Below are 23,425 nucleotides of genomic sequence, written 5' to 3'. Positions count from 1 at the left end.
TCTTTGCGGTGCCGGGGGCGATGCGGGCGCGAATCTACCTCGCAGCGCCGGCGAACCGGCTGATCGAGCGGGTCAGGGTGGTGTCGTCCACGCCATGCCACTCACCCGGCAGTATCTCCACCTGCGCGTGCGGCATCGCCTCCTCCAACCCGTTGGCGTACTCATACATCTCGGGTGCGGTGGCGCTCGAGGCCACGATCAACGTGGGCTGGGCCACGGACGCGAACCGCCGTGCCGGCGTCCCGGGCAGGAAGGTCAGCTCGTGCAGCAGCGACGGCGCGTCCTTCAGGTTCGCCTCCGACGGCGGCCCCAGTTCGGCCAGGACCTCCTCGGGAACGCCGACGACCTCGGTCTGAAACCACTGGTGCAGCACCTCGGGTCCCTGAGCGAGACGGCGCTCGCCCTCGGACCTGAAGTGATGGTCGGGATCAGGTTCGTCGAGCAGCGGTGGCTCCAGCAGGGCGAGCCGCTCGATCGGCGCACCGGCTTCGGCGGCAATGAGGGCGAGCGTGGCGCCGGAGGAGAATCCGTAGACGGTGGCCGGACCGCCGGCCAGGTCGATCACGGCGGTCAGGTCCTCCACCTCGCGCTGGACGTCGTACCGCCGGCTGTTGCCGCTCTCACCCGTGCCGCGCCGGTCATAGGTCCACACGGTGAAGTGTGCGGCCAGGGCGTCCGGCAAGGTCGGTTGCGGGGTCGTCATCCGTGACACGCCCACGCAGTGGACCATGACCAGATCGGGACCGGCGCCGGTACGGCTCCATGCGATCGGAGTTCCGTCGGCGGAGTCCACCACGCCGTGGCTGCTTGGACCGGACTGCTCGATGGCACTGGTCATGGGAGTCTCCCTGCTGCGGGGCTGTTCGTCCGGACGTCGCGCTATGTTTAACATAGGTCACACGTCGTTGTCGATAGCCCGGAAGGAACGACATGCCGATCAAGCGCACCTATGCCGCCCACGGCGACGCCTGTGCCACCTCCCATGCCATGGAGTTGATCGGCGACCGGTGGACTTACCCGGCACTGCGCGAACTCATGCTCGGCCCCAAGCGCTTCTCCGAACTGCAAGCCACCCTGCGGGGCATTACACCCGCAGTCCTGACCGCCAGGCTGCGTGAACTCGAACGCTCCGGCCTGGTGCAGCGGGTCACCCTTCCGGCCCCCGCGGGCGTCGCCGCCTACGCCATCACCGACTGGGCGGCCGAACTACGCCCCGTCTTCGAGTCCCTGGCGTGGTGGGCGCTGAAATCACCGGTACGGGATGTCGCCGGGTGCGGGCTGACACCCGATGCCACCGTCCAGTCGATGCTGACGATGGCGCCTCGGATGCGCATGGATCCGCCCCTGGACCTGGCCCTGCACCTCAACGACACTCGCGTCGACGGCAACGCCGAGCCGTACGCCTATCGACTCCGATGGGCGCAGGAACTGTCCATCGAACGCGGCCCGGCCCCGAACCCGCAGGCCACTGTGACCGGGGATTCCTCAACCTGGACCGGTGTGCTCTATCAGAACGTCGCTCTCGAATCCGTGGCGGTCGCCGGTGACACCGCGGCCGTCGAGCGGCTGGTGGCGGCCTTCGAGGGTGTCCTGGACGCTGCCACCGCTCCGGTGGCAGCGTCCTGACCCGCACTCCGGCTGGAGGCAGGGTCCTGCGTCCGCCCCGCCTGAGGCTCATAGCCGGGCGAGCTCGGCCTCCAGATCGTCCAGGCCGAGGGCGCCCAGGGACAGCGCCTTCATGTGCCAGGACTTCAGATCGAACTCCTCGCCGCGCTCGGCGTGGGCGGCCCGAGCGGCTTCCCGCCCGGCCAGCCAGGCCCGTTCGCCGAGTTTGTAACTGATCGCCTGACCGGGCCAGCCCAGGTACCGCACGACCTCCGAGGAGATGAAGTCCCTCGAGCGTCCGGAGTGTGCGGCGAAGAATCGTTCGGCGAGTTCGGGCGTCCAGGTCTGTCCCGGGGCGATCGGGGAGTCGGCCGGGATCGTCAGTTCCAGGTGCATCCCCAGGTCGATGACCACCCGGATCGCTCGCATCATCTGGCCGTCCAGATACCCCATCCGCGCCTCGTCATCGAGATAGCCCAACTCGTCCATCAACCGTTCGGAGTACAACGCCCATCCCTCGGTGACGCCGGACGAGGAGCCCACCGAGGTCTGGAATGTGGACAACTGAGGCGCCATATAGGCCCACTGTGCCAACTGCAGATGGTGACCCGGTACGCCCTCGTGGTACCAGGTGCTGACCAGGTCATACATCGGGAAGGACTCCCGGCCGAGCGTCGGTAGCCAGGTACGCCCCGGGCGGGCGAAATCCTGGGACGGGCGGGTGTAGTAGGGAGCCGCGGCGGAACCGGCCGGAGCGATCATCGCCTCCACGCGCCTGATCGGCTCGGCGATATCGAAGTGCCTGCCGTCGAGTTCGGTGATCGCCTCGTCCATCATCTGCTGCAAGCGCCGGCGGACCTCGTCCTCGCCGTGGATCACCGTGCCGTGTTCATCGAGGTGCCGCATGCACTCCACCGGGGTGGAGCCGGGCAGGATCCTCTCGGCCAGCTCGCGCATCTGGGCGTCGATCTGCTGGTACTCCGCCCAGCCCCAGGCGTAGGCCTCGGCCGGGTCGACGTCGGCGCCCATCACACGGCGCGCGTTCAGCCGGTAGCGCTCCTCGCCGACGGCGTCGGGCGTGCCCTCGGCTGCCGGCGCGTACGTGGTGCGCAGGTACTGAGCCAGGTGGGCGGCGGCCTCGCCGGCGGCCCGGGCGGCATCATCCAGATCCGCACGCAGGTGCTCGGGACCGGCGGAGACGAAGTCCGCGAACCACCCGGTCTGCACCCACTGGTCGATCAGGTCCGCCAGGGCCAGCGCCTGGCGGGGTGCGGCCAGCAGACCGCGGGATCGGCCCTCATCCAGGCTCGCCTGCCAGGAGGTGTAGGCCCGGGGAACCCTGGCCATCCGGCGGGCGATCACCGCCCAGTCCTCATCGGTGCCGGTGGGCATCAGGGAGAATACCTGCCGTACCGCTTGCGGCGGACCGAAGATGTTCCGGATCTCCCGCAGGTGCTCCCCGGCGTCGTGGGACTCGATGATCACACCCAGACGCTCCCGCAGGAGCGTGGCGCAGCGCCGTTCCAGGTCGTCCCAGCCGGTGGAATCCATCCGGTCCAGTTCAGCGAGGGTCTCACTGGCCAGGGTCGTGCGCTCGTGGTGGCCGGCCGGGGAGAAGTCCGGGAGAGCGTCGTCGTGCGGGAACAGGCCCAGGCCGGTGTTGACGATCGGGTTCAATTCAGCGAGGCGGTGCACGTAGCGGTCTGCCAGTTGCCGCGGGGTGAGTGAGTCCATCTGCCCATGGTGGCGTATCCGGGCCGCCTCCGCGTGCTGCGGGGTCGGCGGCCAGGGCCGTGGGTGGGCACTATCGTGGGGCCCCGTGGCTGGCCTCCAGGTGGTGCAGGATCTGCGCACGCTGCTGCGATACGCCGACTTCCGCAAACTCTTCACCGTCCGGCTGGTCTCCCAGTGCGGCGATGGGTTGTTCCAGGCCGGGCTCGCCACCTTGTTCTTCTTCAACCCCGAGAACCTGGCCACGGCGGGAGCGGTTGCGGCAGCGTTCACGGTGCTGCTGCTGCCGTTCACGGTGGTCGGGCCGTTCGTGGGCCCGTTGCTGGACCGGTGGCGTCGCCGTCAGGTGCTGTTGGTGGGAAACGCGGTTCGGGTGCTGCTCGCGGGAGCGCTCGCGATCCTGATGGCGACCCTCGGGGTGGGGCCGGCTGTCTATGTGCTCGCGCTGGTGACCCTGGGGGTGAACAGGTTCCTGCTCGCTGCACTCTCGGCCGGGCTGCCGCGGGTGGTTCCCCGGGAACAACTCCTGATCGCCAACTCCCTGACCCCGACCCTGGGCGCGGTCTCCGCCGTCGTCGGCGCCGCCGTGGGCTTCGCTCTCGGTCTGGTGATGCGGCAGGGCCCAGCGTTGGACGCCGCTGCCCTGACCGGTGCGGCGCTGTTCTTCGTCGCCGCCGCCCTGCTCGCGCTTCGGCTGGGCCGGGACCGGTTGGGGCCGGAACGGTCCCGGATGAGGTCCACCACGTGGGCGCAGGTCGGGCGGGATGTGGGCGCCACCCTCACCGAGATGGTCGACGGCGCGCGGTACCTGATCGCCCGGGGCACCCCGGGTGCGGGGCTGGGCGTGATGGCCGGGCACCGTTTCCTGTACGGGCTGAACTTCATCGCCCTGATCCTGATCTCCCGGAACCTGCTGGTGGATCCGGCGAACGCCTCGGCAGGGCTGGCGATGTTCGGGCTGCTGGTCGGCATCTCCTTCGCCGGCAATGGTCTGGCGATCATTCTCACTCCGGCGGCGCGCCGATTGGTCAGCCCCGCCCGGTGGGTGCTGGTGTGCCTGGGCATCGGGGCGCTCAGTCAGGTGGTACTGGCCACCGCCCCGGTGCAGTGGGTGATCGCCGCAGCGGCGCTGCTCCTGGGATTCAGCGTGCAGGGGGCCAAGATCGCGGTCGATACGATCGTGCACCGCGATACCCACGACAATGTGCGCGGGCGGGCCTTCGCCCTCTACGACGTCCTCTACAACGCCGCGTTCGTGGGGGCCGCGGCCCTCGCTGCCGCGGTGCTGCCGGACACCGGGTACTCCCGGGCAACCTTCGCCGCACTGGGCGCGGTCTATCTGTTGCTGGTGCTGGCCTACCGGCGCGTGCCTACCGCGCCGCAGCCCGCCATCGAGCGCTAGTGGCCCGCGGCGGCCAGCGCCCGCACCGCGTCGGCGGCAACCTCCGGAGCCGGCAGGGAGTCGGGGTCGGTCAGGGCCTGCACGCCCAGGCCGATCACGAGCGCGTACACCAGCGTGCCCAAGCCCTGCTCGGCGGCCGACCCCTCCTCGACCTGCGACGTGCCCAGGACCACCGACGCGAGCGTCCGGCGGGTGTGGCCATAGGTTGAGGTGAGTTCCTCCCGCAGTTCCTGGTCGAAGGGGGCCTGAGCGATCGCGGCCAGGGCGGCCGAGTGCAGGTCCTGGGCGCCCGGGAGGGCCCTGACCAGTTCGGAGACCAGCATTGCCAGCCGCTCCCCGGCGCTAGCGCCTCCGATCGAGCGGACCGTGTGCTCGAGCCGGTCGCCCCACTCGCTGGACATCTCCATCGCGGCCAGGTTCATCAACCGGTCCTTGGAACCGAAGTGGTACCCGATCGAGGCCAGGTGGGCGCCCGACGCAGCCGTGATGTCCCGGGCCGTGGTCCGGCTGTAGCCCTTGTCCACCAGACACTTCTTCGCGCCCTGAAGGAGCGCTTCGCGTTGACTCATCGTCCTCCGGTCTTCACGTCGCTTCGGGCTGGTCGGATCGGCCGGCCGGCAGGTACGAGGCTACCGCGAATGTTCTTGTACGTACGTCTTGACACGCATCTGTACGTCCGTACACTCGGTTATATGCACGTACGTACACTCGAGTCCCGCCGCACGGTCTCCCCTGGACCCGCCCCGAGGCGCACCTGGCTCGGCTTGGCCGTCCTCCTCGTTCCGGCGCTTCTGGTGTCGATGGACATCTCGATCCTGTTCGTCGCAAGCCCAGCGGTGACAGCCCACCTCGAGCCCACGGCCGGGCAATGGCTGTGGATGATGGACATCTACAGTTTCGTGCTGGCCGGCTTGCTGGTGACGATGGGCGGCCTGGCCGACCGGATCGGACGGCGCCGGCTGCTCCTGATCGGTGCGGCCGCCTTCGGGCTCGCATCACTCGGGCTCGCCTACGCCCCCACACCGGAGACGTTCATCGCCGCACGGGCCCTGCTGGGTGTAGGTGCGGCGACACTGGCGCCCTCCACGCTGGCTCTCGTGCGAGCGATGTTCACCGACCCCACCCAGCGCAGCACTGCGGTAGCGGCCTGGACGGTCGCCTTCACGGGGGGCGCGGTTGCCGGGCCCGTGCTGGGGGGCTTCCTGTTGGAGCATTTCTGGTGGGGCTCGGTCTTCCTGGTCAACCTGCCCGTCATGGCCCTGCTGCTGGTGCTCGCACCGTTGCTGGTGCCGGAGTCACGCAATCCGGAGGCTGCCGGGTTCGACCTTCCGGGTGCCGGCCTGTCCCTGTTCGGCATCGTCGCGGTGGTCCTGGCTGCGAAACGCTTCGCCGATGAGCGTCTCGACGTCACCACGGGCGTGACGCTGGTCCTGGGGTTCGTGCTGCTGACGCTCTTCGTGCGGCGGCAACGGCGCTCCGAGGATCCGCTCCTGGATGTCACCCTGTTCCGGAACACGGCCTTCACCTCATCCGTGCTGGCAAACGCGCTGGCCGCCCTGGTGATGGTGGGCCTGGGTCTACTGGCCTTCACCTACCTGCAGACGGTGCTGGGGTTGAGCCCTTTCCGCGCCGCACTCGCCGTGCTGCCGACGCTGGCCGGCTCCTTCGCCGGGGCCGCGTTCGCCAACGGGATGGCCCGGCATCTACGCCCGTCCTGGCTCGTCCCGGGTGGCCTGTCGATCGCCGCCGCCGGGATGAGTGCCATCGCAGCGATCGACCACACCGATTCGGTGGTGGCCTTCATCAGCGGTTACACGGTGCTCACCTTCGGGGTGGGGATCGTGGGCACGATGGCCAACAGCCTGATCCTGGCGACTGCGCCGCTCGAGCGGGCCGGTGGCGCGGCGAGCGTATCCGAGACCGGCATGGTGCTGGGTGAGGCATTCGGGATCGCGATCTTCGGAACCATCGCCACCGTCATCTTCCGCTCCCGGCTGGGGGACTCCGCCGTCGGGCAGGCCCACCCGGCGGATACGGTCAGCGAGGCGGCCGCGATCGCCGAGCGCCTGCCGGCTGCCGAGGCCGACCACCTCGTCCGGGTGGCCTTCGACGCTTTCGGGGCCGGCCTGACGACGGTCGCTGCGATCAGCGCCGGTGTGCTCGCGCTGGCGGCCCTGGCCACCGGACTGGGGCTGCGCGGCGTCCCATCTCCGTCGGCACCGGCCGGCGTGACCGGCAAGGATGCGTGACCCGGGTGGACCGGTACAGCCCGCGAAGCTTCTCGCGGTCCCTCCTGGGCGGCGGCGCGCGGCCACCTCGTCTATGGAGCACACGGTCGCCGGTGCGCGCCCAGCGGGGACGGGCCGCGGGTGCTAGCCGCCCTCGGCCTCGCCCTGCTCGGCCCACCAGGCACGCAGTTCGGACTCGGCGCGCTCCGGTCCGAGCGGACCGTGCTCCATCCGCAGCCCCAGCAGGTACTGGTAGGCCCTGCCCACTGCGGGGCCCGGTGCGATCCCGAGGAGTGCCATGATCTCCCGGCCGTCCAGGTCCGGGCGGATCGCCTTGAGTTCCTCCTCCTCGGCCAACTGTGCGATCCGTTCCTCCAGATCGTCATACGCCGCGGCCAGCCGTGCGGCCTTGCGCTTGTTCCGGGTGGTGCAGTCGGCCCGGGTCAGGCGGTGCAACCGTTCGAGTTGGTCGCCGGCGTCCGTGACGTAGCGCCGCACCGCCGAGTCGGACCATTTCGCCTCCCCGTACCCGTGGAAACGCAGGTGCAGCGCTACCAGCTTCGCCACCGCCGAGATCGTGGCCTTGTCGAAGCGCAGCGCACGCAGGCGCTTGGTGGTCATCTTCGCGCCGACGATCTCGTGATGGTGGAAGCTCACCCCGCCGCCCGGTTCCATCCGGCGGGTCGCGGGTTTGCCGATGTCGTGCAGCAACGCGGCCAGGCGTAGCACCAGGTCCGGACCGGGTACGGGCCCATCCGGCCCGGTCTCCAGATCGATCGCTTGGTCCAGCACCGTCAGGGAGTGCTCGTAGACGTCCTTGTGCCGGTGATGCTCATCGATGGTCATCTGCAGGGCCGGCAGTTCCGGGAGCACCACGTCGGCGATGCCGGTGTAGGCCATCAGTTCCAGCCCGCGCCGGGGCGCCGGGGCCATCAGCAACTTCACGAGTTCGGCCTGGATCCGCTCGATCGAGACGATGCTGAGGCGGTCCGCCATCGCCGAGATCGCTGCCAGCACGTCCGGCTCGACGTCGAAGGAGAGCTGGGCGGCGAACCGGGCCGCGCGCATCATCCGCAGCGGGTCGTCGTCGAAGGACTGCTCCGGGCGCACCGGGGTGCGCAATTCGCGGTCGGCCATGGCACTCAGGCCGTCGAAGGGGTCGACGAACACCAGATCCGGCAACCGCAGCGCCATCGCGTTGACGGTGAAGTCACGCCGGGACAGATCCCCGTCGAGGGAGTCGCCGTAGGCCACCGCGGGCTTGCGCGACCCGGGGTCATAACTCTCAGTTCGATAGGTGGTCACCTCCACCACGGTGTCCCCCCGGCGCGCGCCGAGGGTACCGAAGTCCCGTCCCATGTCCCACAGCCCGGTGCCCCAGGCGCGCAGGATCTCCTCGGTCTGTTCCGGGCGGGCGGAGGTGGCGAAGTCCAGGTCCGAGGAGGCCTTGCCCAGGAAGGCGTCCCGGACCGGCCCACCGACCAGAGCGAGTTCGTGCCCGGCGCCGGCGAAGGCGCGGCCCAGTTCGATCGCCTCCGGAGCCATCTCGGTGATCGTGCTCAACGCCGTGTGCAACAACTGTGCCGGAGCCTGGGGGGTTGCCATGGAGGAATCCTGCGGGTTCGGTGACACGAGCACCAAGGGTGCCACGCCGCGGCCCGTTCGCGCTCGGTCCGGGGTATGTTCTGGCTCACCACCGCGCCGTTCCGGACACTGGGAACAGTGCAGAGCGGGGCCACGCCAGGCACCGCGACGTGGCCGCAGACCCCGGCAGCGCCCCGGGCGCGGGCACTCTCGTTAGAGTATTGATATGTCAGCCGCCGTTCCCACCCCCGGGCGACGGGTCCCGAAACCGGGCCCGGTGCGGCGCCGTGCGCCGGTCCGGCACCGGTTGCCGGTGGTCGACGAGACCTCGGCCGGTGGGGTGGTGGTCGACGTGATCGACGGGCTCGCGGTCACCGCGATCATCGCGCGCCGCAACCGGGCCGGACGGCTGGAGTGGTGCCTGCCCAAGGGCCACCTGGAAGGCCGGGAGACCGCCGCCGAGGCCGCAGTCCGGGAGATCGCTGAGGAGACCGGGATCTACGGTCAGGTCCTGCGGCACCTGGACACCATCGACTACTGGTTCGCCGGAACCGACCGGCGGGTGCACAAGGTGGTCCACCACTACCTGCTGTGCGCCGTGAGCGGGGAACTCACGATCGAGAACGACCCGGACCAGGAGGCCGAGGACGTCGCCTGGGTGCTCCTGGACGAAGTAGGCTCACGCCTTGCCTACCCCAACGAGCGCAGGATCGTGGCCACCGCGCGGGACGTGCTGGCCGGGCGGTCGTGAACACCCACGGCGCACCGGCCGGAGCCGGATGAACATCCCGTCCCGCGCCCGTTCCACGGCCGGGTGTGTGCTGGTGCTGGTGTTGTGGCTCGGCCTGGCACTCACCGCACCGCCCGCTGCCGCGAACCCGCAGGAGGGAACCGAACCCCTGCGGGTGGAACTGACCTCGATGTCCCCGGCGGTGTTGCGACCAGAGGGTGAACTGACGGTCCGGGCCACGGTGCACAACGACTCCTCCGAGACGGTGACCGATCCCTCGGTGAGGCTGATCATGCAGCGCCATGTCCTCACCACCCGGGCAGCCGTCGACGCCTGGCAGGATGGCACCACCTCCGCCCTGATCGCCACGGCGACCCCGTTCACCGCGGAACTGGAGGAGGACCTCGAGCCACACTCGACCACCGCGTTCACGATCACGATGCCCTCGTCACCGACCTTCGCAGAAACCTCGGCCTGGGGCCCGCGCGGGATCGAGGTGGACGTGACCGGCATCCTGGAGGCGGCGCCCACCACCGGATCGGCCCGCAGCCTGCTGCTGTGGTTCCCGAGTGAGTCACCGTTGCGGTCCCCGGCGGAACTGAGCGTGCTCACCCCGCTGACGCCCACCGGCGCAGAGTGGCACCAGGCAGCCAGCGAGGGCCGCCCGGTCGGCGACGTGGCAGCGACACGGCTGTTGCCGGTGCTCCGCGCGACCTCGGGGGCGGAGATGTCCTGGGCACTGGATCCGGCACTGCTGGAATCGGCACCCCCGGTGCCGGCCACCCCCTTGGAACTGGGCGCGGAGGAGGCCGGCGTCCCCGATCCGGACCAGGCCACGCCGGCCGACGGGAGCGACACCGACCCCGGGTCCGGTGACAACGCCCCCCCCTCCAACCCCACCGACCAGGATGCGCCGGAGGCTCCCGAGGGCACGGACGACGACAACCCGGGCGGGGGCGGCACCGACGGCGAAGGTCAGGACGATGCCGCCAATGGCGACCAGAACGACGACGGCGCCGCCGCCGGCGAGGACACCACCGACGTGACCCCCGGCGCCGGCGCGGGTGGTCCCGGCGCCGACCCGAACGAGTTGGCCACCCACTTGATCGAACACACCGCCAGGCGCGACGTGGTGGGGCTGGACTACGCCGACACCGACCTGCCGGCACTGGCCCACGCCGGCGACCTCACCCTGTGGCGCCTGGGGCAGCAGCGCGGTGCAGCCTTGCTGAACCAGGCCCGGATCGCGCCACTGACGGACGTGCACTGGCCGGGCGGCCGGATCGATGGCACCACCCTGGCCGCCCTGGCCGGGGAGGACGCCCAGGTCGTGGTGACCCCCGAGTACACCCTGGCCCCCGACGGCCCGGCAGGCCTGCCCGGCAGTCCCACGCAGGTGAGCACCACCGCCGGGGAGGTGCGCGCCGTCGTTCCTGATGAACGCATCTCGGCCCTGCTGACCGGCCACGACGCCTCCGGCGCCGAACTGGACTCCCTCACCGCCCGCCAGCTGCTCCTGGCCGACACCGCTGCGGCGATGCGCGAGTCCGGCGAGGACGGGCCCGGTTTCCTCGCCACCCTCCCCCGGGACGTGTCCGAAGCGGACCTTGACGGTCACCTCCGGGAACTGGCCGACGCGCCCTGGATGGACCTGGCCAACCTGCGCGAGTTGCTCGGACGCACTCCCGGGAGCGGGAGCGAGCCGCGCACGGCCGCCACGGCCACCTTGGCCGACCCGCACCGGCTGGCACCGGAAGAGGTGCTGGACCTGGAACAGATGCACGACGACATGGCGAACCTCGCCGCCACCCTGCCCGATCGGCAGGGGTTGCTCGACCAGGTGCAACCGGGGCTGCTGACCTCCCTGAGCGCGTCATGGGCGAACGAGGCCGGGGCGCGGGATGAGTTGCTGGAACGGGTCGCGGACCTCGGTGCCGAACTGACCGGGGCGGTCCGGGTGGAACCGGGCAGTTCGGTGCTGCTGATCAACCACAGCGGAGAACTGCCGGTCGCGGTGGCCAACGACCTACCGGTGCCCGCACAGGTCACGGTGGCGCTGCAGCCCCAGGATCCTCGGCTGCGGGCCTCCGAACCCATTTCGGCGGTGCTGGACCCGGAGACGATCACCACCGTCAGGGTGCCGATCCAGGCGGTGGCCAACGGCAACGTGGAACTGGATGTGCAGTTGCTCACCGAACCCGAGGGCGAGGTCGTGGGGCAGGGCGCCTCCTTCGTGGTCCGGGTGCGCGCGGACTGGGAGGACATCGGCACCGCCGTGGTGGCGGTGCTGCTCGCCGTGGCGTTCCTGATCGGGTTGGTGCGCACCATCCGCTCCGGTAAGCGCCGGTTCGACCCGGCTGCGGCGTCCGGGACATCTCCGGCCGGCCCGGCAGCATCTGTTCCCAGGAAGATGGACTCGGGTGCTCAGAACCTCGGTGCCCACGGGGTTTCCGGCGCCGGGAGCACATCATCATCCGTGCCCGGAGGGGCCAGTAGCGAAGAGAAGTGGCGATGAGCAGACGAGGCGGGCTGGCCGGATCAGCCGCGGTGATGTTCGCCGGCACCCTGACCTCCCGGGTGCTGGGGCTGGTGCGTTCGGCGCTGCTGATCGCCGCGATCTACACCCTCGGTGGCGCCGCGGACTCCTTCGCGGTGGCGAACAAGATCCCGAACATCATCTACATGCTCATCGCAGGCGGTGTGCTGAACGCAGTCCTGGTGCCTCAGATCGTGCGGGCGATGCGCCAGCACGATGGTGGGCAGGACTACGTCAACCGGTTGCTCACCCTGGCCGGCACCGTGCTGGCCGCGGTGACGGTGCTCCTCACCCTGGCCGCACCCGTTCTGGTGACCCTGTACGCCGCGGAGTTCCGCTCCGGTCCGTGGGCCTCGGTGGCGGTCGCGTTCGCGATGTGGTGTCTACCGCAACTGTTCTTCTACGGCATGTACACCCTGCTGGGGCAGGTGCTGAACGCCCGGTCGGTGTTCGGCCCGTACATGTGGGCACCGGCGGTGAACAACTTGTTCGCCATCATCGGGCTGATCATCTACCTGGTGGTCTTCGGCTCCTTCGACCCGGCCGACCCCGACCCGGCGTCGGCCTTCACCGCCGGACGGATCGCCCTGTTGGCCGGTTCGGCCACCCTGGGCGTGGTGGCCCAGGCGGCGATTCTGGTGATCCCACTGACGCGTTCGGGCTTCAAGTTCCGGTTCCGCTGGGGCATCCGCGGTTCCGGCCTCGGCAGCGCCGGACGGGTGGCCTGGTGGGCATTCCTGGCGCTGCTGGCCGGACAGGTCGGATTCCTGGCCATCTCCAACCTGGCCGCCGCAGCCTCCACCGCCGCGGAGCAAGCCGGTACCTACGCCGCCGGTAACGCCGCCCACGACGCCGCGTTCCTGGTCTTCATGCTGCCGCAGTCGTTGATCACGGTTTCCCTGGTCACCGCGATCTTCACGCGCCTGTCCGCCAACGCCGCCGCTGGGGACGCCACACAGGTGCGCGAGGACCTGTCGATGGGGCTGCGCACGCTCGGAGTGTTCACCGTGTTCGCCGCCGGCGCGCTGGCGGTCCTGGCGATCCCGGTGATCCAGGTGGTCCAGTTCGACGTGGCAACCTTCGAGGCCTACCAGGCCGTCGGGGCGGTCCTGGTGGCCATGGTGATCGGGTTGCCGGCGATCGCAATCTGGACCATGACCCAGCGGGTCTACTTCGCCTACGAGGACACCAAGGCACTGTTCTTCTTCCAGATCCCGATGGCCCTGATCCAGATCGTGGGCTGCGTCCTCGCCTATCTGCTGCTGCCCGTTCACTGGTGGGTGGTGGGATCGGCCGTGGCCAACTCCGTCTCGCTGATGTTCGGTGCGCTGGTCTCCTACCTGGCGTTGCGCCGCAAGCTGCGCACCCTGGACGGGGCGCGGATCCTGCGCACCTACGTACGGCTGACCCTGGCGCTGATCATTCCCACCGGGGTGGGCTGGGGGCTGGTGCACCTGTGGGGGGTGCAGACCAACTTCGCCGGGGCGCTGCTACGGGTCCTCGTCCTCGGGACCCTGATGGCGCTGCTGTACTTCATCGCGCTGCGCCGGTTGCGGGTCAGCGAACTGGATGACCTCATGGTCCGGATCGGGACCCTGGCCGCGCCGTTGACCACCCGGGTGGCGCCGCTGATGGCGCGCATCCCGGGGTCCTCGGGGATGCGTACGATATGGGGCAGGATCACCGGAGTCGACAACGGGAGGGCAACGCAGATGACTGTGCCCGCGGCTGCCTCCCTGAAGGCTGGTGATGTCCTGGCCGGGCGGTACCGGTTGATCTCACCGCAGGAGGGCGCCGAGGGCTGGCTGGGCGCCGACACGATCCTGGACAAGCAGGTGTACATCTCCACCGTTGCGGGCACGCACCGTGAGGCAGCCCTGGATGGAGCGCGCCGGGCGGCGCTGGTTGCTGACGACCGGCTGCTGCGGATCCTGCGTGTGGGGACCCATGAGGGCACCGGCTTCATCGTCACCGAGATACTCCAGGGACGTAGCCTGGCCGAACTGGTCGGCGCCGGCCGGGTGGACCCGGACCAGGCGCGCACCCTGATCGGGGAGGCGGCCGCCGCCCTGGAGGTGGCCCGCCGACGCGGCGTGCGACACCTGCGGCTCGGGCCAGAGTCGCTGTATCGGACACCCTCGGGGCAGGTGCTCGTCACCGGCCTGGCGATCGATGCGGCCGCAGCGGGGGTCTCGGCCGAGTCCGCGCGTGAGGCTGCCCGAACCGACACCGTGGACCTGGTGGCGTTGCTCTACACCGCCCTGACCGGACACTGGCCCGGCGCGGCGGACCTGGCGGGCACGGTACCGCTGGCCCAGCGGTACAACGACCAACCCGTGCCCCCGGCCGAATTGCTGCAGGGCATCCCGGACGATCTGGACACCTTGTGCGCGGTGACCTTCGGACCGCACCGGGACGGTCCCTTCACACCTGGGGAGCTCGTGCGCGACTTGGCGCCCTGGACGGAGCCGGGTGAGGGCCGTGTGCATCTACCCGGCCCTGCGACCGATCCGCACGACACCGGGGCAGCAGGTGCCGCTGACCAGGCTGGTGGGACCGGCCTCTCGGGCGTCGGCGTGGCCGGCATGGCCGGATCGGCGGCCGCGGCCGCCGGTGCGGGACAGCACGACGACGGCACGGGCCCCGGCGCCGATCGGCCCGACCCCACCTCGGCCGCGGGCGATGGCGGGCCTGCCGAACCCAGGACGTTCGACACGTCCCGATGGGCGCCGCAGCCGCCGCCCCCGGTCGGCGACCTGCCCGAGTTCGAGGCCCTGATCGCCCCGGAGGAGGCGCCACCGGCCCATGTGCTCGACACCTACGTGGCGCGCCACGAACGGGCCGCGTTCGAACCGCAACTGCAGGCCGCGCACCCCGGCGGCGCGCCGGCGGGAGACACCGCCGACCCCACGGCCCTCGAACCTTTTGCGGAAGCGTCGACGAGCACCTGGACCGGCGCAACGGCGCTGCCACGGCCCGATGAGCCGTTGACCGATCTTCCTCCCACCGCTGATCTGCCCCCGGGTGTGTACCCACCGGGCTCGCCGGCAGCCGGAACACCGGGGGCGGCGGGCGGCACCAGGGGCGCAGCGGCGAGCGCCGGCGGAACCGGTGTGAGCGCTGCCGGCGCCGCGGCCGGTGGTGCCGGCACGGGCGCTTCCGGCGCCAAGGGGGCGCTCTCGGCAGCAACCGCCGGAATCGGCGCCGGCGCGGCATCGGCGGGTTCGGCGATCGGCGCGGCATCGGCGGCCACCGGTAAGGCCCTGCGGTCCTTCGCCGACAAGACCGCGGAGATGTCCCGTCGGTTCGCCGACTCGGCCCGGGAACTCACCGGCACCTGGGCCTCCGGTTCCGACGCCGAGACGGACCGGGAAGAAGCCTGGGCCGCACGTTCCGAAGAATCCTGGGGCGACTCCGCCGGCGCCGCTGGTGCCACCGCGCGACTGAGCGGGCAGGGCAGCAGTGGAGTGCAGGAGCAGGATGAGGCCGCCATCTACCCCGTGGCGCACCCCACCGCCCCCGCCGGGATGGAATCACCCGAGGACTTCGACGACGACGATCTCTGGGAATCGCAGGACGAGACGGAGCGGTTCAACCCCACCCCGGTGGTGATCCTGACCATGATCGCCGCCGTCGTCGTCGCGGGCACCCTCGCGCTGGGCACCTTACGTGAGGCCAGGACCTCCTTCGATCCCGATGATGCCGCCCGCCCGGCGCCGGTCGCCACGCCCGCCGAGGAAGAGGAGACCACCGAGCCCGTCGAGGAGGAGACCGAGGAGGAAACCGAACCGGAGGAAGAGGAGACCCCCGAGGGCCCCGACCCCGCGGTGGCGGACGTCCGGTCGCTGGATGACAACCCGGACCTGGCCTACCTGGCCGCGGACGGCAATCCCGACACGATCTGGCGGTCGTTGCGCTACAACGATCCCAACTACGGGATGAAGCCCGGGCTCGGATTCGTCATCGAGTTGGAGGAGACCGCCGTCGTCAGCAGGGTCACCCTGGACGTCCAGGGTGAGGGTGGAATCGTGCAGATCCGGGCCGGCGACACCGACAACCCTGACGAGGGTCCGGTGCTGGCCGAGGGCGCGATGGGTCCCGAGGTCACCTATGAACTATCCGAACCCACCGAGACCGACGTTGTGGTGCTGTGGTTCCCCGAACTGCCCGTAGCGGACTCCGACGGGCGCAACCGGATCGAGTTGGCCGAAGTCAGCGTGCGCTGACGCGGGAACAATCCGGCGCATATCGGGCGTTGCAGCAGGCAGACCCAGATCGCCAGTGAAGGAAGAACATGTCACAGAACATCCACCAGGTCGTCATCATCGGATCCGGCCCCGCAGGCTACACGGCGGCGGTCTATGCCGCGCGGGCGGGACTGGCACCCATCGTGTTCGCCGGGGCCCTGACCGCCGGTGGCGCGCTGATGAACACCACCGACGTGGAGAACTACCCCGGATTCCCCGACGGCGTGCTCGGTCCCGAGCTGATGGAGAAGATGCAGGCCCAGGCCGAGCGGTTCGGCGCCGACATCCGCTGGGAGGACGTCACGGACGTGGACCTGACCGGTCCCGTCAAGACCGTCACCACCGACGATGAGACCATCTCGGCCCACGCCGTGATCCTGGCGACCGGCTCGGCCTACAAGGAGCTGGGCCTTCCGGCGGAGAAGGAACTGTCCGGCCGCGGTGTGTCCTGGTGCGCCACCTGCGACGGCTTCTTCTTCAGGGACCAGGACATCCTCGTGATCGGCGGCGGGGACTCGGCGATGGAGGAGGCGCTGTTCCTGACCCGGTTCGGCAAGACCGTGACCGTTGTGCACCGCCGGGACGAGTTGCGTGCCTCCAAGATCATGGCCGACCGGGCAATGGCCTCGGACAAGATCACCTTCGCGTGGAACAGCGAGGTCGCCGCCATCCACGGCACCGACAAGGTCACCGGCGCAACCCTGCGCGACACCGTCACCGGTGAGACCCGTGAGGTGGGAGCCACCGGCATCTTCGTGGCGATCGGGCATCTGCCTCGCACCGAACTGGTCAGCGGACAGGTCGAACTGAACTCCGAGGGATATATCGACGTGGAGCACCCCTCCACCCGGACCAACCTGCCCGGAGTCTTCGCCTGCGGCGACGTGGTGGACCACCACTACCGCCAGGCCATCACCGCAGCCGGTACCGGATGCGCCGCCGCCCTGGACGCCGAACGCTACCTGGCCGACCTCGAGGCGGCCGGCACCCCGGACCGGACCGCCACGCAGACTCCCGAGGCCGACCCGGTCGCCGTCGCCGCGACCTGAGGTTACGCACCTCCACGCGCAACCCGGCGCCGCCCGCAACGACCAGCGGCTGCACGCCGGAAGCGGCGTTCGCAACGCCCGGCGACGCCCCTAGCGTCCACCACCCCCCCCCGCCGGCGACCAGCGCCGGTGCCGACCGCACAAGCCCCACCAGGAGTATCGATGAGCACTATCACCCACGTCACCGACGACACCTTCAAGGAGGAGGTCCTGCAGGCCCAGGGGCCGGTGGTCGTCGACTTCTGGGCAGCGTGGTGCGGTCCGTGCGTCCAGTTCGCACCGATTCTCGAGGAGGTCGCCACGGAGCTGGAGGGCCGGCTCAAGGTGACCAAGGTGGATGTCGAGGCCAACCAGGCCGTTGCCGCCGCCTACGGCGTAGTGTCGATCCCGACCATCAACGTGTACGAGAATGGCGAGTTGAAGAAGTCGATCGTGGGCTCACGCCCCAAACAGGCCTTCCTCTCGGAGTTGCAGGAGTTCCTGCACTGACGTTCGCACCGATCGGAGAGCAGATGAGCGAGTCGGGACAGGCCGACCCTCCGGGCGTCACCCCGGCGGCCGAACCGGCCGGTGCCGCAGGTGGGGGGACCCGGCTCGACCCGTGGCTGTCCAGTTACGCCCAACGTACGCACGGTATGCGGGCCTCGGAGATCCGTGCCCTGTTCGCCGTAGCCAACCGGCCCGAGGTGGTCTCGCTGGCCGGGGGGATGCCGAACCTGGCCTCACTTCCCCTGGAGGAGATCGCGCGCGGCACCGAGCGACTGCTCGCCGAACGGGGCGCGGTGGCGCTGCAGTACGGTTCGGGGCAGGGTGAGGAGGGCCTGCGGGAGCAGATCCTGGACGTGATGGCCCTGGAGGGCATCAGCGCCCATCCGGACGACGTGGTGGTCACCACCGGCTCCCAGCACGCGCTCGATCTGGTCACGCGGGTGTTCATCGATCCCGGTGACGTGGTGGTCGCAGAGGCCCCCAGCTACGTGGGTGCCCTCGGTGTGTTCCGGGCCTATCAGGCTGACGTGGTACACGTGCCGATGGACGACGACGGGCTGATTCCCGAGGCTCTGGAGGAGACCCTGGCCGGACTGCGGCGGGTGGGCCGGCGGGTCAAGATGCTCTACACCGTCCCGAACTTCCACAACCCGGCCGGGGTGAGTCTGTCGGCTGCCCGACGCCCCCAGATCCTGCAGATCGCTCGCCGCTACGACGTCCTGGTGCTGGAGGACAATCCCTACGGTCTGCTCGGGTTCGACGCCGAGCCCGAGCCCGCCCTGCAGACCCTGGACCCCGAGAGTGTGATCTACCTGGGTTCGTTCTCCAAGACCTTCGCCCCCGGGTACCGCGTGGGCTGGGCACTCGCGCCGCACGCGGTGCGGGAGCGGCTGGTGCTGGCCAGCGAGTCGGCGATCCTGTGCCCGTCGATGATGAGCCAGTTGTCCATCGCCAACTACCTTGCCACGTCCGACTGGCGCGGCCAGATCAAGGCCTATCAGCAGATCTACCGGGAACGGCGCGACGCCACCCTGGCCGCCCTGGCCGAGTACCTGCCCGGGGCGCGGTGGACGGTTCCCGCAGGGGGCTTCTACACCTGGGTCACCCTCCCCACGGGGCTCGACGCCCAGGCGATGCTCCCGCGCGCGGTGACCGCACGGGTGGCCTACGTGCCCGGTACCGCCTTCTACGCCGACGGGCAGGGCGGGGCACACCTGCGCCTTTCCTACTGCTACCCGACGCCGGAACGCATCACCGAGGGCGTTCGCCGGCTCGCCGGGGTGATCAGTTCCGAGACCGAACTGGTCGACATGTTCGGCACCGGCGTTCCGCAGCACCGTGATGTCCCCGGCCAGCATTTCCCGGCCCCGGACCAGGCCTGAGCGGCACCCCCGCAGAGAGAGGCACTATGACCCAGTCAACGACGACCACACCACTGGACGTACTCATCCTGGCCGGCGGGCTGTCCCATGAGCGTGACATCTCCATCCGGTCCGGGCGGCGGGTGGCCGAGGCGCTGCGCAGCGCCGGCCTGACGGCCAATGTCTCGGATGTGGATCCGGGCCTGCTGGCCTCCCTGCGCAGCACCCGACCGGATGTGGTCTGGCCATTGCTGCACGGTTCCACCGGAGAGGACGGGTCGATCCGGGACCTGCTGGAACTGGTCGGGGTGCGTTACGTCGGGACGGATCCGGCCGGATCCCGGATCGCCTGGAACAAGCCGGTGGCCAAGACCCTGATGGCCCGGGCCGGTGCGGCGACCCCGGAGTTCGCGACCCTGCCCCAGAGCCTGTTCCGCGAGGCCGGGGCGCACACGGTGCTCGGCGCCGTGCTGGACCGGCTCGGCCTTCCGTTGGTGGTCAAGCCGGCCCAGGGCGGGTCTGCACTCGGGGTCAGCCTGGTCACCGAGGCCGATCAGTTGCCGCAGGCTATGGTCGCGTGCTTCTCCTACGGGGATGTTGCGCTGATCGAGCGTGCGATCAGCGGCACCGAGGTGGCGGTCTCGGTGGTGGATCTCGGTACGGGGCCGCAGGTCCTGCCGGTGGTGGAGATCGCTACCGACGGTGCCTACGACTACGACGCCCGGTACAACGCAGGTCGTACGGAGTACTTCGTTCCGGCGCGGCTCAGCCCGGAGACGACGCGCGCGGCGGGCGATCTCGCCTTGCTGGCGCACGAGCAACTGGGCCTGGCCCACATCTCCCGCACCGACATGATCGTCGATTCGGCCGGCACCCCCTGGTTCCTGGAGGTCAATGTGGCTCCGGGAATGACCGAGACCTCCCTGCTTCCCCAGGCTGCCGACGCCTCGGCCCACCCCCCGGCGGAACTGTATGCCTCGATCGCGACCGAGGCCGCGCGCTCCCAGCGTTCCTGAGTCGGTTCCGGGCGCGCGCCGGCGTCGCTGCGCCGCCATCCGCACGGTCTCGGCCCTGGCGGGGCCCGGGTCAGCCCTGGGTGCCGGTTCCCTCGGGTTGCGGCTCCTCCACCCGGAACAGACCCGGATCGGCCGGAGACAGCATCTCCAGGATCCGGTTCAAATCTTGTACGGAGGCGAACTCAATATTGATTCGCCCTTTACGTTGTCCAAGTGCGACCTTGACCTTGGTGTCGAACTGATCGGACAGACGGGTGCTGAGGTCGTCCAGGGCGGCGCTGTGCGCGCCCGCCCGTGGCCGACGACGCATCTCCGGTCGCATCGGCTCCTCACCAAGGGTGACGAGTTCCTCGGTGGCCCGCACGCTCAAGCCCTCGGCCACGATTCGCTGGGCCATCCGCTCCATGGCCGCACCATCGCTGAGGCCGAGGAGCGCACGAGCGTGTCCCGCCGAGAGCACCCCGGCCGCCACTCGCCGCTGGACCAGCGGTGGGAGTTTGAGCAACCTCAGTGTGTTGGAGATCTGCGGCCGGGACCGGGCAATACGGCTCGCCAACTCCTCGTGGGTGCAGTCGAAGTCGTCCAGGAGTTGCTGGTAAGCGGCAGCTTCCTCCAGCGGGTTGAGTTGGGCGCGGTGCAGGTTCTCCAGCAACGCATCCCGAAGCATGTCCTCGGAGTCTGTGTCCCGGATGATCGCCGGCACGGTCTCCGCACCGGCCAACCGGCTGGCCCGCCACCGCCGCTCACCCATGATCAGTTCATATCGAGCCTGTCCGTCTGCGCCTGTTCCGTTCGGGCGCACCACGACCGGCTGGAGCACACCGACCTCGCGGATCGAGGCAGCGAGCTCGTCCAGATCGTCCTCGTCGAAGACCTGGCGAGGTTGCCGCGCATTGGGCTCGACGGACTCCACGGGGACTTCGGCGAACCGCGCACCGGGAACCTCGACCAGCCCTGATTCGTCTTGTACATTTGTAGCGCCATCATCTGTACCGTTTGTGTCGTTGCTGGTCACAGCGCGATCAGACGCGTCATCCTGTGCGCTCGGTGCTTTGAGAGCAGTGGCAACCGGCCGGCCCAGGCCCCCGTTCCCGGCGACCGGCGATGCCTCGTCGGAACCCTGGTGCGGTACATCATTGCGGCCATCGCGATCTGGCAGCGCTGTCGATGCCGGCTCGTGGTCCTCGGCGTACCGGTCGGTTCCGGGCTGTTCCGGGAAGAACACATCCACGGGCCGCTGGGCTCCCCCGGCGGAAGGGGCGGACGGGATCAGGGCGCCGAGCCCGCGGCCCAGCGCTCGCCGACGCTCACTCATGACTTGACTCCTTCGGACGAGACGGGCGCGACCTCGCCGGCCGCGGCAGTCTGGGATGGTGCACTACTGATCGCCGCTCCGGCGGCACCCCGTCGCGCGACCTCACGGGCGGCCTCTCGATAGGCCAGCGCGCCGGAGGAGTTCTGATCGTAGGTGATGACGGTTTGTCCGTAACTCGGCGCCTCCGAGATCCGCACAGACCGCGGAATCGCTGTACGCAGCGTCTGCTCGGGGAAGTGCTCCCGAACCTCCTCGGCAACCTGGTGAGCCAGATTCGTGCGCCCGTCGAACATGGTGAGCAGGATGGTCGAGACGTGCAGATCGGGGTTGAGGTGGCCCCGAATCAGGTTGATGTTGTTGAGCAGTTGGCTCAGGCCCTCCAACGCGTAGTACTCACATTGAATCGGAATGAGTACTTCGCGTGCGGTGACGAAGGCGTTCACCGTGAGCAGTCCGAGGCTAGGGGGGCAATCAACGAGGACGTAGTCGAGGCGTCGCTCACCGCGACGCTGCCGCTCGGCGAGGTAGGCGTCGAGCGCGTTACGTAGTCGGTTCTCTCGAGCCACGAGCGAGACCAGTTCGATCTCGGCACCGGAGAGGTCGATCGTGGCCGGGACGCAGAGAAGGCCCGGAATATCAGGGGAGACCTGGACCACGTCGATCATCGGCACATCGTTGATCAAGACGTCATACGTCGAGGGGGTGCCGCTGTGATGCTCGACGCCGAGGGCGGTCGAGGCGTTGCCCTGGGGGTCGTTGTCGATCACGAGGACCTCCAAGCCCCCCTTGGCCAGCGCTGCGGCGAGGTTGACCGTCGTCGTGGTCTTGCCCACCCCACCCTTCTGGTTGGCGACGGTGAAGATCCTGGTTTCACGTGGAACAGGGAACGTCTGCCCCGCCAACGCCGCGCGCCGCCGAGCGTTGTTGGCGAGTTCAGCGGCCAGCGGTGTCGACTCGTCCATCAGGGGGATTGCGTCCAAGATCGCTCGGCGATGCGCCTCGTCGCGGCCGATCACCTCATCGTCACCGTTCCGCGCAACTGCGGGCTGCGGCGTCTCGGTCTGCCGGTCAAGAGCGTGGCCATGGTCCTGCGACATCGCCTTCCTCACGTGGTCGGGGCGGTTCTCCCAGGGTAGACGGAGCAACCGACGATCCTGGCCATCGGCGCACTGGTTTCACGTGAAACAGCGCACGCCGGAACCGCCTCCGGCAACGCGACGGCCTCACGGAGCGCCGCTCAGCCCCGCGGGTCGGCGTCCGTAACCCTCCAGGGGCCTGGATTCGTCTGGGTGCGCTCCGAGATCCCTTCCATCCTTCGGTCCGTCCCGTAGATCAATGGCCCGCCATCCTCGAACCGACCTTGATTCATGTGTGGAACACCGACGTTTCACGTGGAACGTCGAGCTGGTCGGCAACCCCGGTGCAGAGGCCGGCTTCGCGGCTGCTGCAGCGTAACCGCAGTGTGCGGCGCCGTGTGGAGGTTTCACGTGAAACCTGCGTCACAGGCGGACCCACCCGGGTTCCACGTGAAACATCGCATCGCAGGCGGACCCACGCGGTTCTCCGTGACCCCACCGTGCCACAGCCGGACCCGCTCAGATCCGTGTGAAGCACCGCGCCACCCTGCGGCCTCCAGATGCGCCCTTTCCACGTGAAGCCCGGCGCGGCGCGATCCGGCGCTGCTGTTCCACGTGAAATGTCGACGTCACCGCGAGGTGCTCCACATCCACTGACCGAGCAGAGTCAGGTCCGGCGCACCTGGTTCCGGTTGCACATCACGCCCCACCCAGGTCTAACCGGTTCCACGTGAAACATCCGTGACACCCGCGTCCCCATGGCTCCGGCACCCGGCAGCGAAGCGCGCCCAGTCGGGCACCAACGACACGCCAAACGTCGCGACGTGTCCACGCTCCATCGCAGGATGGAGGCTCCCCGGATCGACGGCGAGCGGCCCTTCGTCGCTCGCCCACCGCGCACGTTCCGACACACCGGTCCACGGACCTCCTGCGTCGCCCGGTGCATGGACGCCACCGATACTCGAACGCACCACGCCGTCAGCAGCGCGCGGCAAAGAACCCGGAAGCTACCTACGAAAGCCGCTGAGTGCACACCTACTGGCCGCGGCGCGATCA

Annotated in this window: 16 protein-coding genes; 10 read left to right on the top strand and 6 right to left on the bottom strand. The window is 69.6% G+C overall.

Going from position 1 to position 23,425, the window contains the following annotated elements:
• Nucleotides 1-34: 34 nt before the first annotated feature.
• The gene (locus tag ACO0LV_RS07665) at nucleotides 35-838 is read right to left on the bottom strand and encodes an alpha/beta fold hydrolase (protein WP_424787287.1); all 804 of its coding nucleotides are present in this window, start codon (nucleotides 836-838) and stop codon (nucleotides 35-37) included.
• 92 nt (nucleotides 839-930) lie between these two features.
• Here ACO0LV_RS07665 and ACO0LV_RS07660 point away from each other — a divergent pair, with 92 nt between their 5' ends.
• Nucleotides 931-1,626 carry a winged helix-turn-helix transcriptional regulator gene (locus ACO0LV_RS07660; RefSeq protein ID WP_424787286.1) on the top strand — a complete coding sequence of 232 codons (696 nt, stop codon included), beginning with the start codon at nucleotides 931-933 and terminating at the stop codon, nucleotides 1,624-1,626.
• Between the two features lie 48 nt (nucleotides 1,627-1,674).
• Here the strand turns inward: ACO0LV_RS07660 and ACO0LV_RS07655 are convergent, their stop codons facing one another.
• On the bottom strand, nucleotides 1,675-3,339 hold the full coding sequence (locus ACO0LV_RS07655; protein WP_424787285.1) for a DUF885 domain-containing protein: 1,665 nt from the start codon (nucleotides 3,337-3,339) through the stop codon (nucleotides 1,675-1,677).
• An 85-nt stretch (nucleotides 3,340-3,424) separates the two neighbouring features.
• On the opposite strand from ACO0LV_RS07655, the gene ACO0LV_RS07650 reads away from it, so the two are divergent.
• The gene (locus ACO0LV_RS07650) at nucleotides 3,425-4,738 is read left to right on the top strand and encodes an MFS transporter (RefSeq protein WP_424787284.1); all 1,314 of its coding nucleotides are present in this window, start codon (nucleotides 3,425-3,427) and stop codon (nucleotides 4,736-4,738) included.
• On the opposite strand, the gene ACO0LV_RS07645 is transcribed toward ACO0LV_RS07650, so the two are convergent.
• The gene (locus tag ACO0LV_RS07645) at nucleotides 4,735-5,307 is read right to left on the bottom strand and encodes a TetR/AcrR family transcriptional regulator (protein ID WP_424787283.1); all 573 of its coding nucleotides are present in this window, start codon (nucleotides 5,305-5,307) and stop codon (nucleotides 4,735-4,737) included. The genes ACO0LV_RS07650 and ACO0LV_RS07645 overlap by 4 nt on opposite strands.
• A gap of 123 nt (nucleotides 5,308-5,430) precedes the next feature.
• On the opposite strand from ACO0LV_RS07645, the gene ACO0LV_RS07640 reads away from it, so the two are divergent.
• Entirely contained in the window at nucleotides 5,431-6,987 is a 1,557-nt protein-coding gene (locus ACO0LV_RS07640) for an MFS transporter (protein WP_424787282.1), read from the top strand.
• 123 nt (nucleotides 6,988-7,110) lie between these two features.
• Here the strand turns inward: ACO0LV_RS07640 and ACO0LV_RS07635 are convergent, their stop codons facing one another.
• A complete protein-coding gene (locus ACO0LV_RS07635; RefSeq protein WP_424787281.1) occupies nucleotides 7,111-8,571 on the bottom strand; it encodes a CCA tRNA nucleotidyltransferase in 1,461 nt (486 codons plus the stop codon).
• Between the two features lie 205 nt (nucleotides 8,572-8,776).
• Between ACO0LV_RS07635 and ACO0LV_RS07630 the strand changes: the two genes are divergently transcribed.
• The 7 genes from ACO0LV_RS07630 to ACO0LV_RS07600 all read left to right on the top strand — a co-directional run bounded on the left by ACO0LV_RS07630 (nucleotide 8,777) and on the right by ACO0LV_RS07600 (nucleotide 19,978).
• Nucleotides 8,777-9,301: an NUDIX hydrolase gene (locus tag ACO0LV_RS07630; RefSeq protein WP_424787280.1), complete on the top strand. Its 525-nt coding sequence runs from the start codon at nucleotides 8,777-8,779 to the stop codon at nucleotides 9,299-9,301.
• A gap of 28 nt (nucleotides 9,302-9,329) precedes the next feature.
• Nucleotides 9,330-11,795 (top strand): DUF6049 family protein, encoded by a 2,466-nt coding sequence (locus tag ACO0LV_RS07625; protein ID WP_424787279.1) that lies wholly within the window; start codon nucleotides 9,330-9,332, stop codon nucleotides 11,793-11,795.
• Nucleotides 11,792-16,042 carry a murein biosynthesis integral membrane protein MurJ gene (gene murJ, locus ACO0LV_RS07620; protein ID WP_424787278.1) on the top strand — a complete coding sequence of 1,417 codons (4,251 nt, stop codon included), beginning with the start codon at nucleotides 11,792-11,794 and terminating at the stop codon, nucleotides 16,040-16,042. The genes ACO0LV_RS07625 and murJ overlap by 4 nt, the downstream gene beginning before the upstream one ends.
• A 68-nt stretch (nucleotides 16,043-16,110) precedes the next feature.
• Complete coding sequence (trxB, locus tag ACO0LV_RS07615) at nucleotides 16,111-17,112, top strand: thioredoxin-disulfide reductase (RefSeq protein ID WP_424787277.1); 1,002 nt, start codon at nucleotides 16,111-16,113, stop codon at nucleotides 17,110-17,112.
• Nucleotides 17,113-17,274: 162 nt separating this feature from the next.
• Nucleotides 17,275-17,601 carry a thioredoxin gene (trxA, locus tag ACO0LV_RS07610; RefSeq protein ID WP_424787276.1) on the top strand — a complete coding sequence of 109 codons (327 nt, stop codon included), beginning with the start codon at nucleotides 17,275-17,277 and terminating at the stop codon, nucleotides 17,599-17,601.
• A gap of 23 nt (nucleotides 17,602-17,624) precedes the next feature.
• Nucleotides 17,625-18,983: a PLP-dependent aminotransferase family protein gene (locus tag ACO0LV_RS07605; protein ID WP_424787275.1), complete on the top strand. Its 1,359-nt coding sequence runs from the start codon at nucleotides 17,625-17,627 to the stop codon at nucleotides 18,981-18,983.
• 26 nt (nucleotides 18,984-19,009) lie between these two features.
• On the top strand, nucleotides 19,010-19,978 hold the full coding sequence (locus ACO0LV_RS07600) for a D-alanine--D-alanine ligase family protein (protein WP_424787274.1): 969 nt from the start codon (nucleotides 19,010-19,012) through the stop codon (nucleotides 19,976-19,978).
• A 70-nt stretch (nucleotides 19,979-20,048) separates the two neighbouring features.
• Here the strand turns inward: ACO0LV_RS07600 and ACO0LV_RS07595 are convergent, their stop codons facing one another.
• Both ACO0LV_RS07595 and ACO0LV_RS07590 read right to left on the bottom strand, forming a co-directional pair.
• Nucleotides 20,049-21,293 (bottom strand): ParB/RepB/Spo0J family partition protein, encoded by a 1,245-nt coding sequence (locus ACO0LV_RS07595; protein ID WP_424787273.1) that lies wholly within the window; start codon nucleotides 21,291-21,293, stop codon nucleotides 20,049-20,051.
• The gene (locus ACO0LV_RS07590) at nucleotides 21,290-22,390 is read right to left on the bottom strand and encodes a ParA family protein (protein ID WP_424787272.1); all 1,101 of its coding nucleotides are present in this window, start codon (nucleotides 22,388-22,390) and stop codon (nucleotides 21,290-21,292) included. Before ACO0LV_RS07590 ends, ACO0LV_RS07595 begins: the two co-directional genes overlap by 4 nt.
• Between the last annotated feature and the right edge of the window lie 1,035 nt (nucleotides 22,391-23,425).

This window comes from Pseudactinotalea sp. Z1739, from assembly GCF_049725055.1.
Lineage (GTDB): Bacteria > Actinomycetota > Actinomycetes > Actinomycetales > Beutenbergiaceae > CALKWS01.
This window is presented reverse-complemented; position numbering and strand designations above follow the sequence as displayed.

What these genes read in the sequence shown, in the direction of transcription:
- ACO0LV_RS07665 (WP_424787287.1), bottom strand. Translation starts at nt 838, where the DNA reads ATGACCAGTGCCATCGAGCAGTCCGGTCCAAGCAGCCACGGCGTGGTG.
- ACO0LV_RS07660 (WP_424787286.1), top strand. Translation starts at nt 931, where the DNA reads ATGCCGATCAAGCGCACCTATGCCGCCCACGGCGACGCCTGTGCCACC.
- ACO0LV_RS07655 (WP_424787285.1), bottom strand. Translation starts at nt 3,339, where the DNA reads ATGGACTCACTCACCCCGCGGCAACTGGCAGACCGCTACGTGCACCGC.
- ACO0LV_RS07645 (WP_424787283.1), bottom strand. Translation starts at nt 5,307, where the DNA reads ATGAGTCAACGCGAAGCGCTCCTTCAGGGCGCGAAGAAGTGTCTGGTG.
- ACO0LV_RS07640 (WP_424787282.1), top strand. Translation starts at nt 5,431, where the DNA reads ATGCACGTACGTACACTCGAGTCCCGCCGCACGGTCTCCCCTGGACCC.
- ACO0LV_RS07635 (WP_424787281.1), bottom strand. Translation starts at nt 8,571, where the DNA reads ATGGCAACCCCCCAGGCTCCGGCACAGTTGTTGCACACGGCGTTGAGC.
- ACO0LV_RS07630 (WP_424787280.1), top strand. Translation starts at nt 8,777, where the DNA reads ATGTCAGCCGCCGTTCCCACCCCCGGGCGACGGGTCCCGAAACCGGGC.
- ACO0LV_RS07625 (WP_424787279.1), top strand. Translation starts at nt 9,330, where the DNA reads ATGAACATCCCGTCCCGCGCCCGTTCCACGGCCGGGTGTGTGCTGGTG.
- murJ (WP_424787278.1), top strand. Translation starts at nt 11,792, where the DNA reads ATGAGCAGACGAGGCGGGCTGGCCGGATCAGCCGCGGTGATGTTCGCC.
- trxB (WP_424787277.1), top strand. Translation starts at nt 16,111, where the DNA reads ATGTCACAGAACATCCACCAGGTCGTCATCATCGGATCCGGCCCCGCA.
- trxA (WP_424787276.1), top strand. Translation starts at nt 17,275, where the DNA reads ATGAGCACTATCACCCACGTCACCGACGACACCTTCAAGGAGGAGGTC.
- ACO0LV_RS07605 (WP_424787275.1), top strand. Translation starts at nt 17,625, where the DNA reads ATGAGCGAGTCGGGACAGGCCGACCCTCCGGGCGTCACCCCGGCGGCC.
- ACO0LV_RS07600 (WP_424787274.1), top strand. Translation starts at nt 19,010, where the DNA reads ATGACCCAGTCAACGACGACCACACCACTGGACGTACTCATCCTGGCC.
- ACO0LV_RS07595 (WP_424787273.1), bottom strand. Translation starts at nt 21,293, where the DNA reads ATGAGTGAGCGTCGGCGAGCGCTGGGCCGCGGGCTCGGCGCCCTGATC.
- ACO0LV_RS07590 (WP_424787272.1), bottom strand. Translation starts at nt 22,390, where the DNA reads ATGTCGCAGGACCATGGCCACGCTCTTGACCGGCAGACCGAGACGCCG.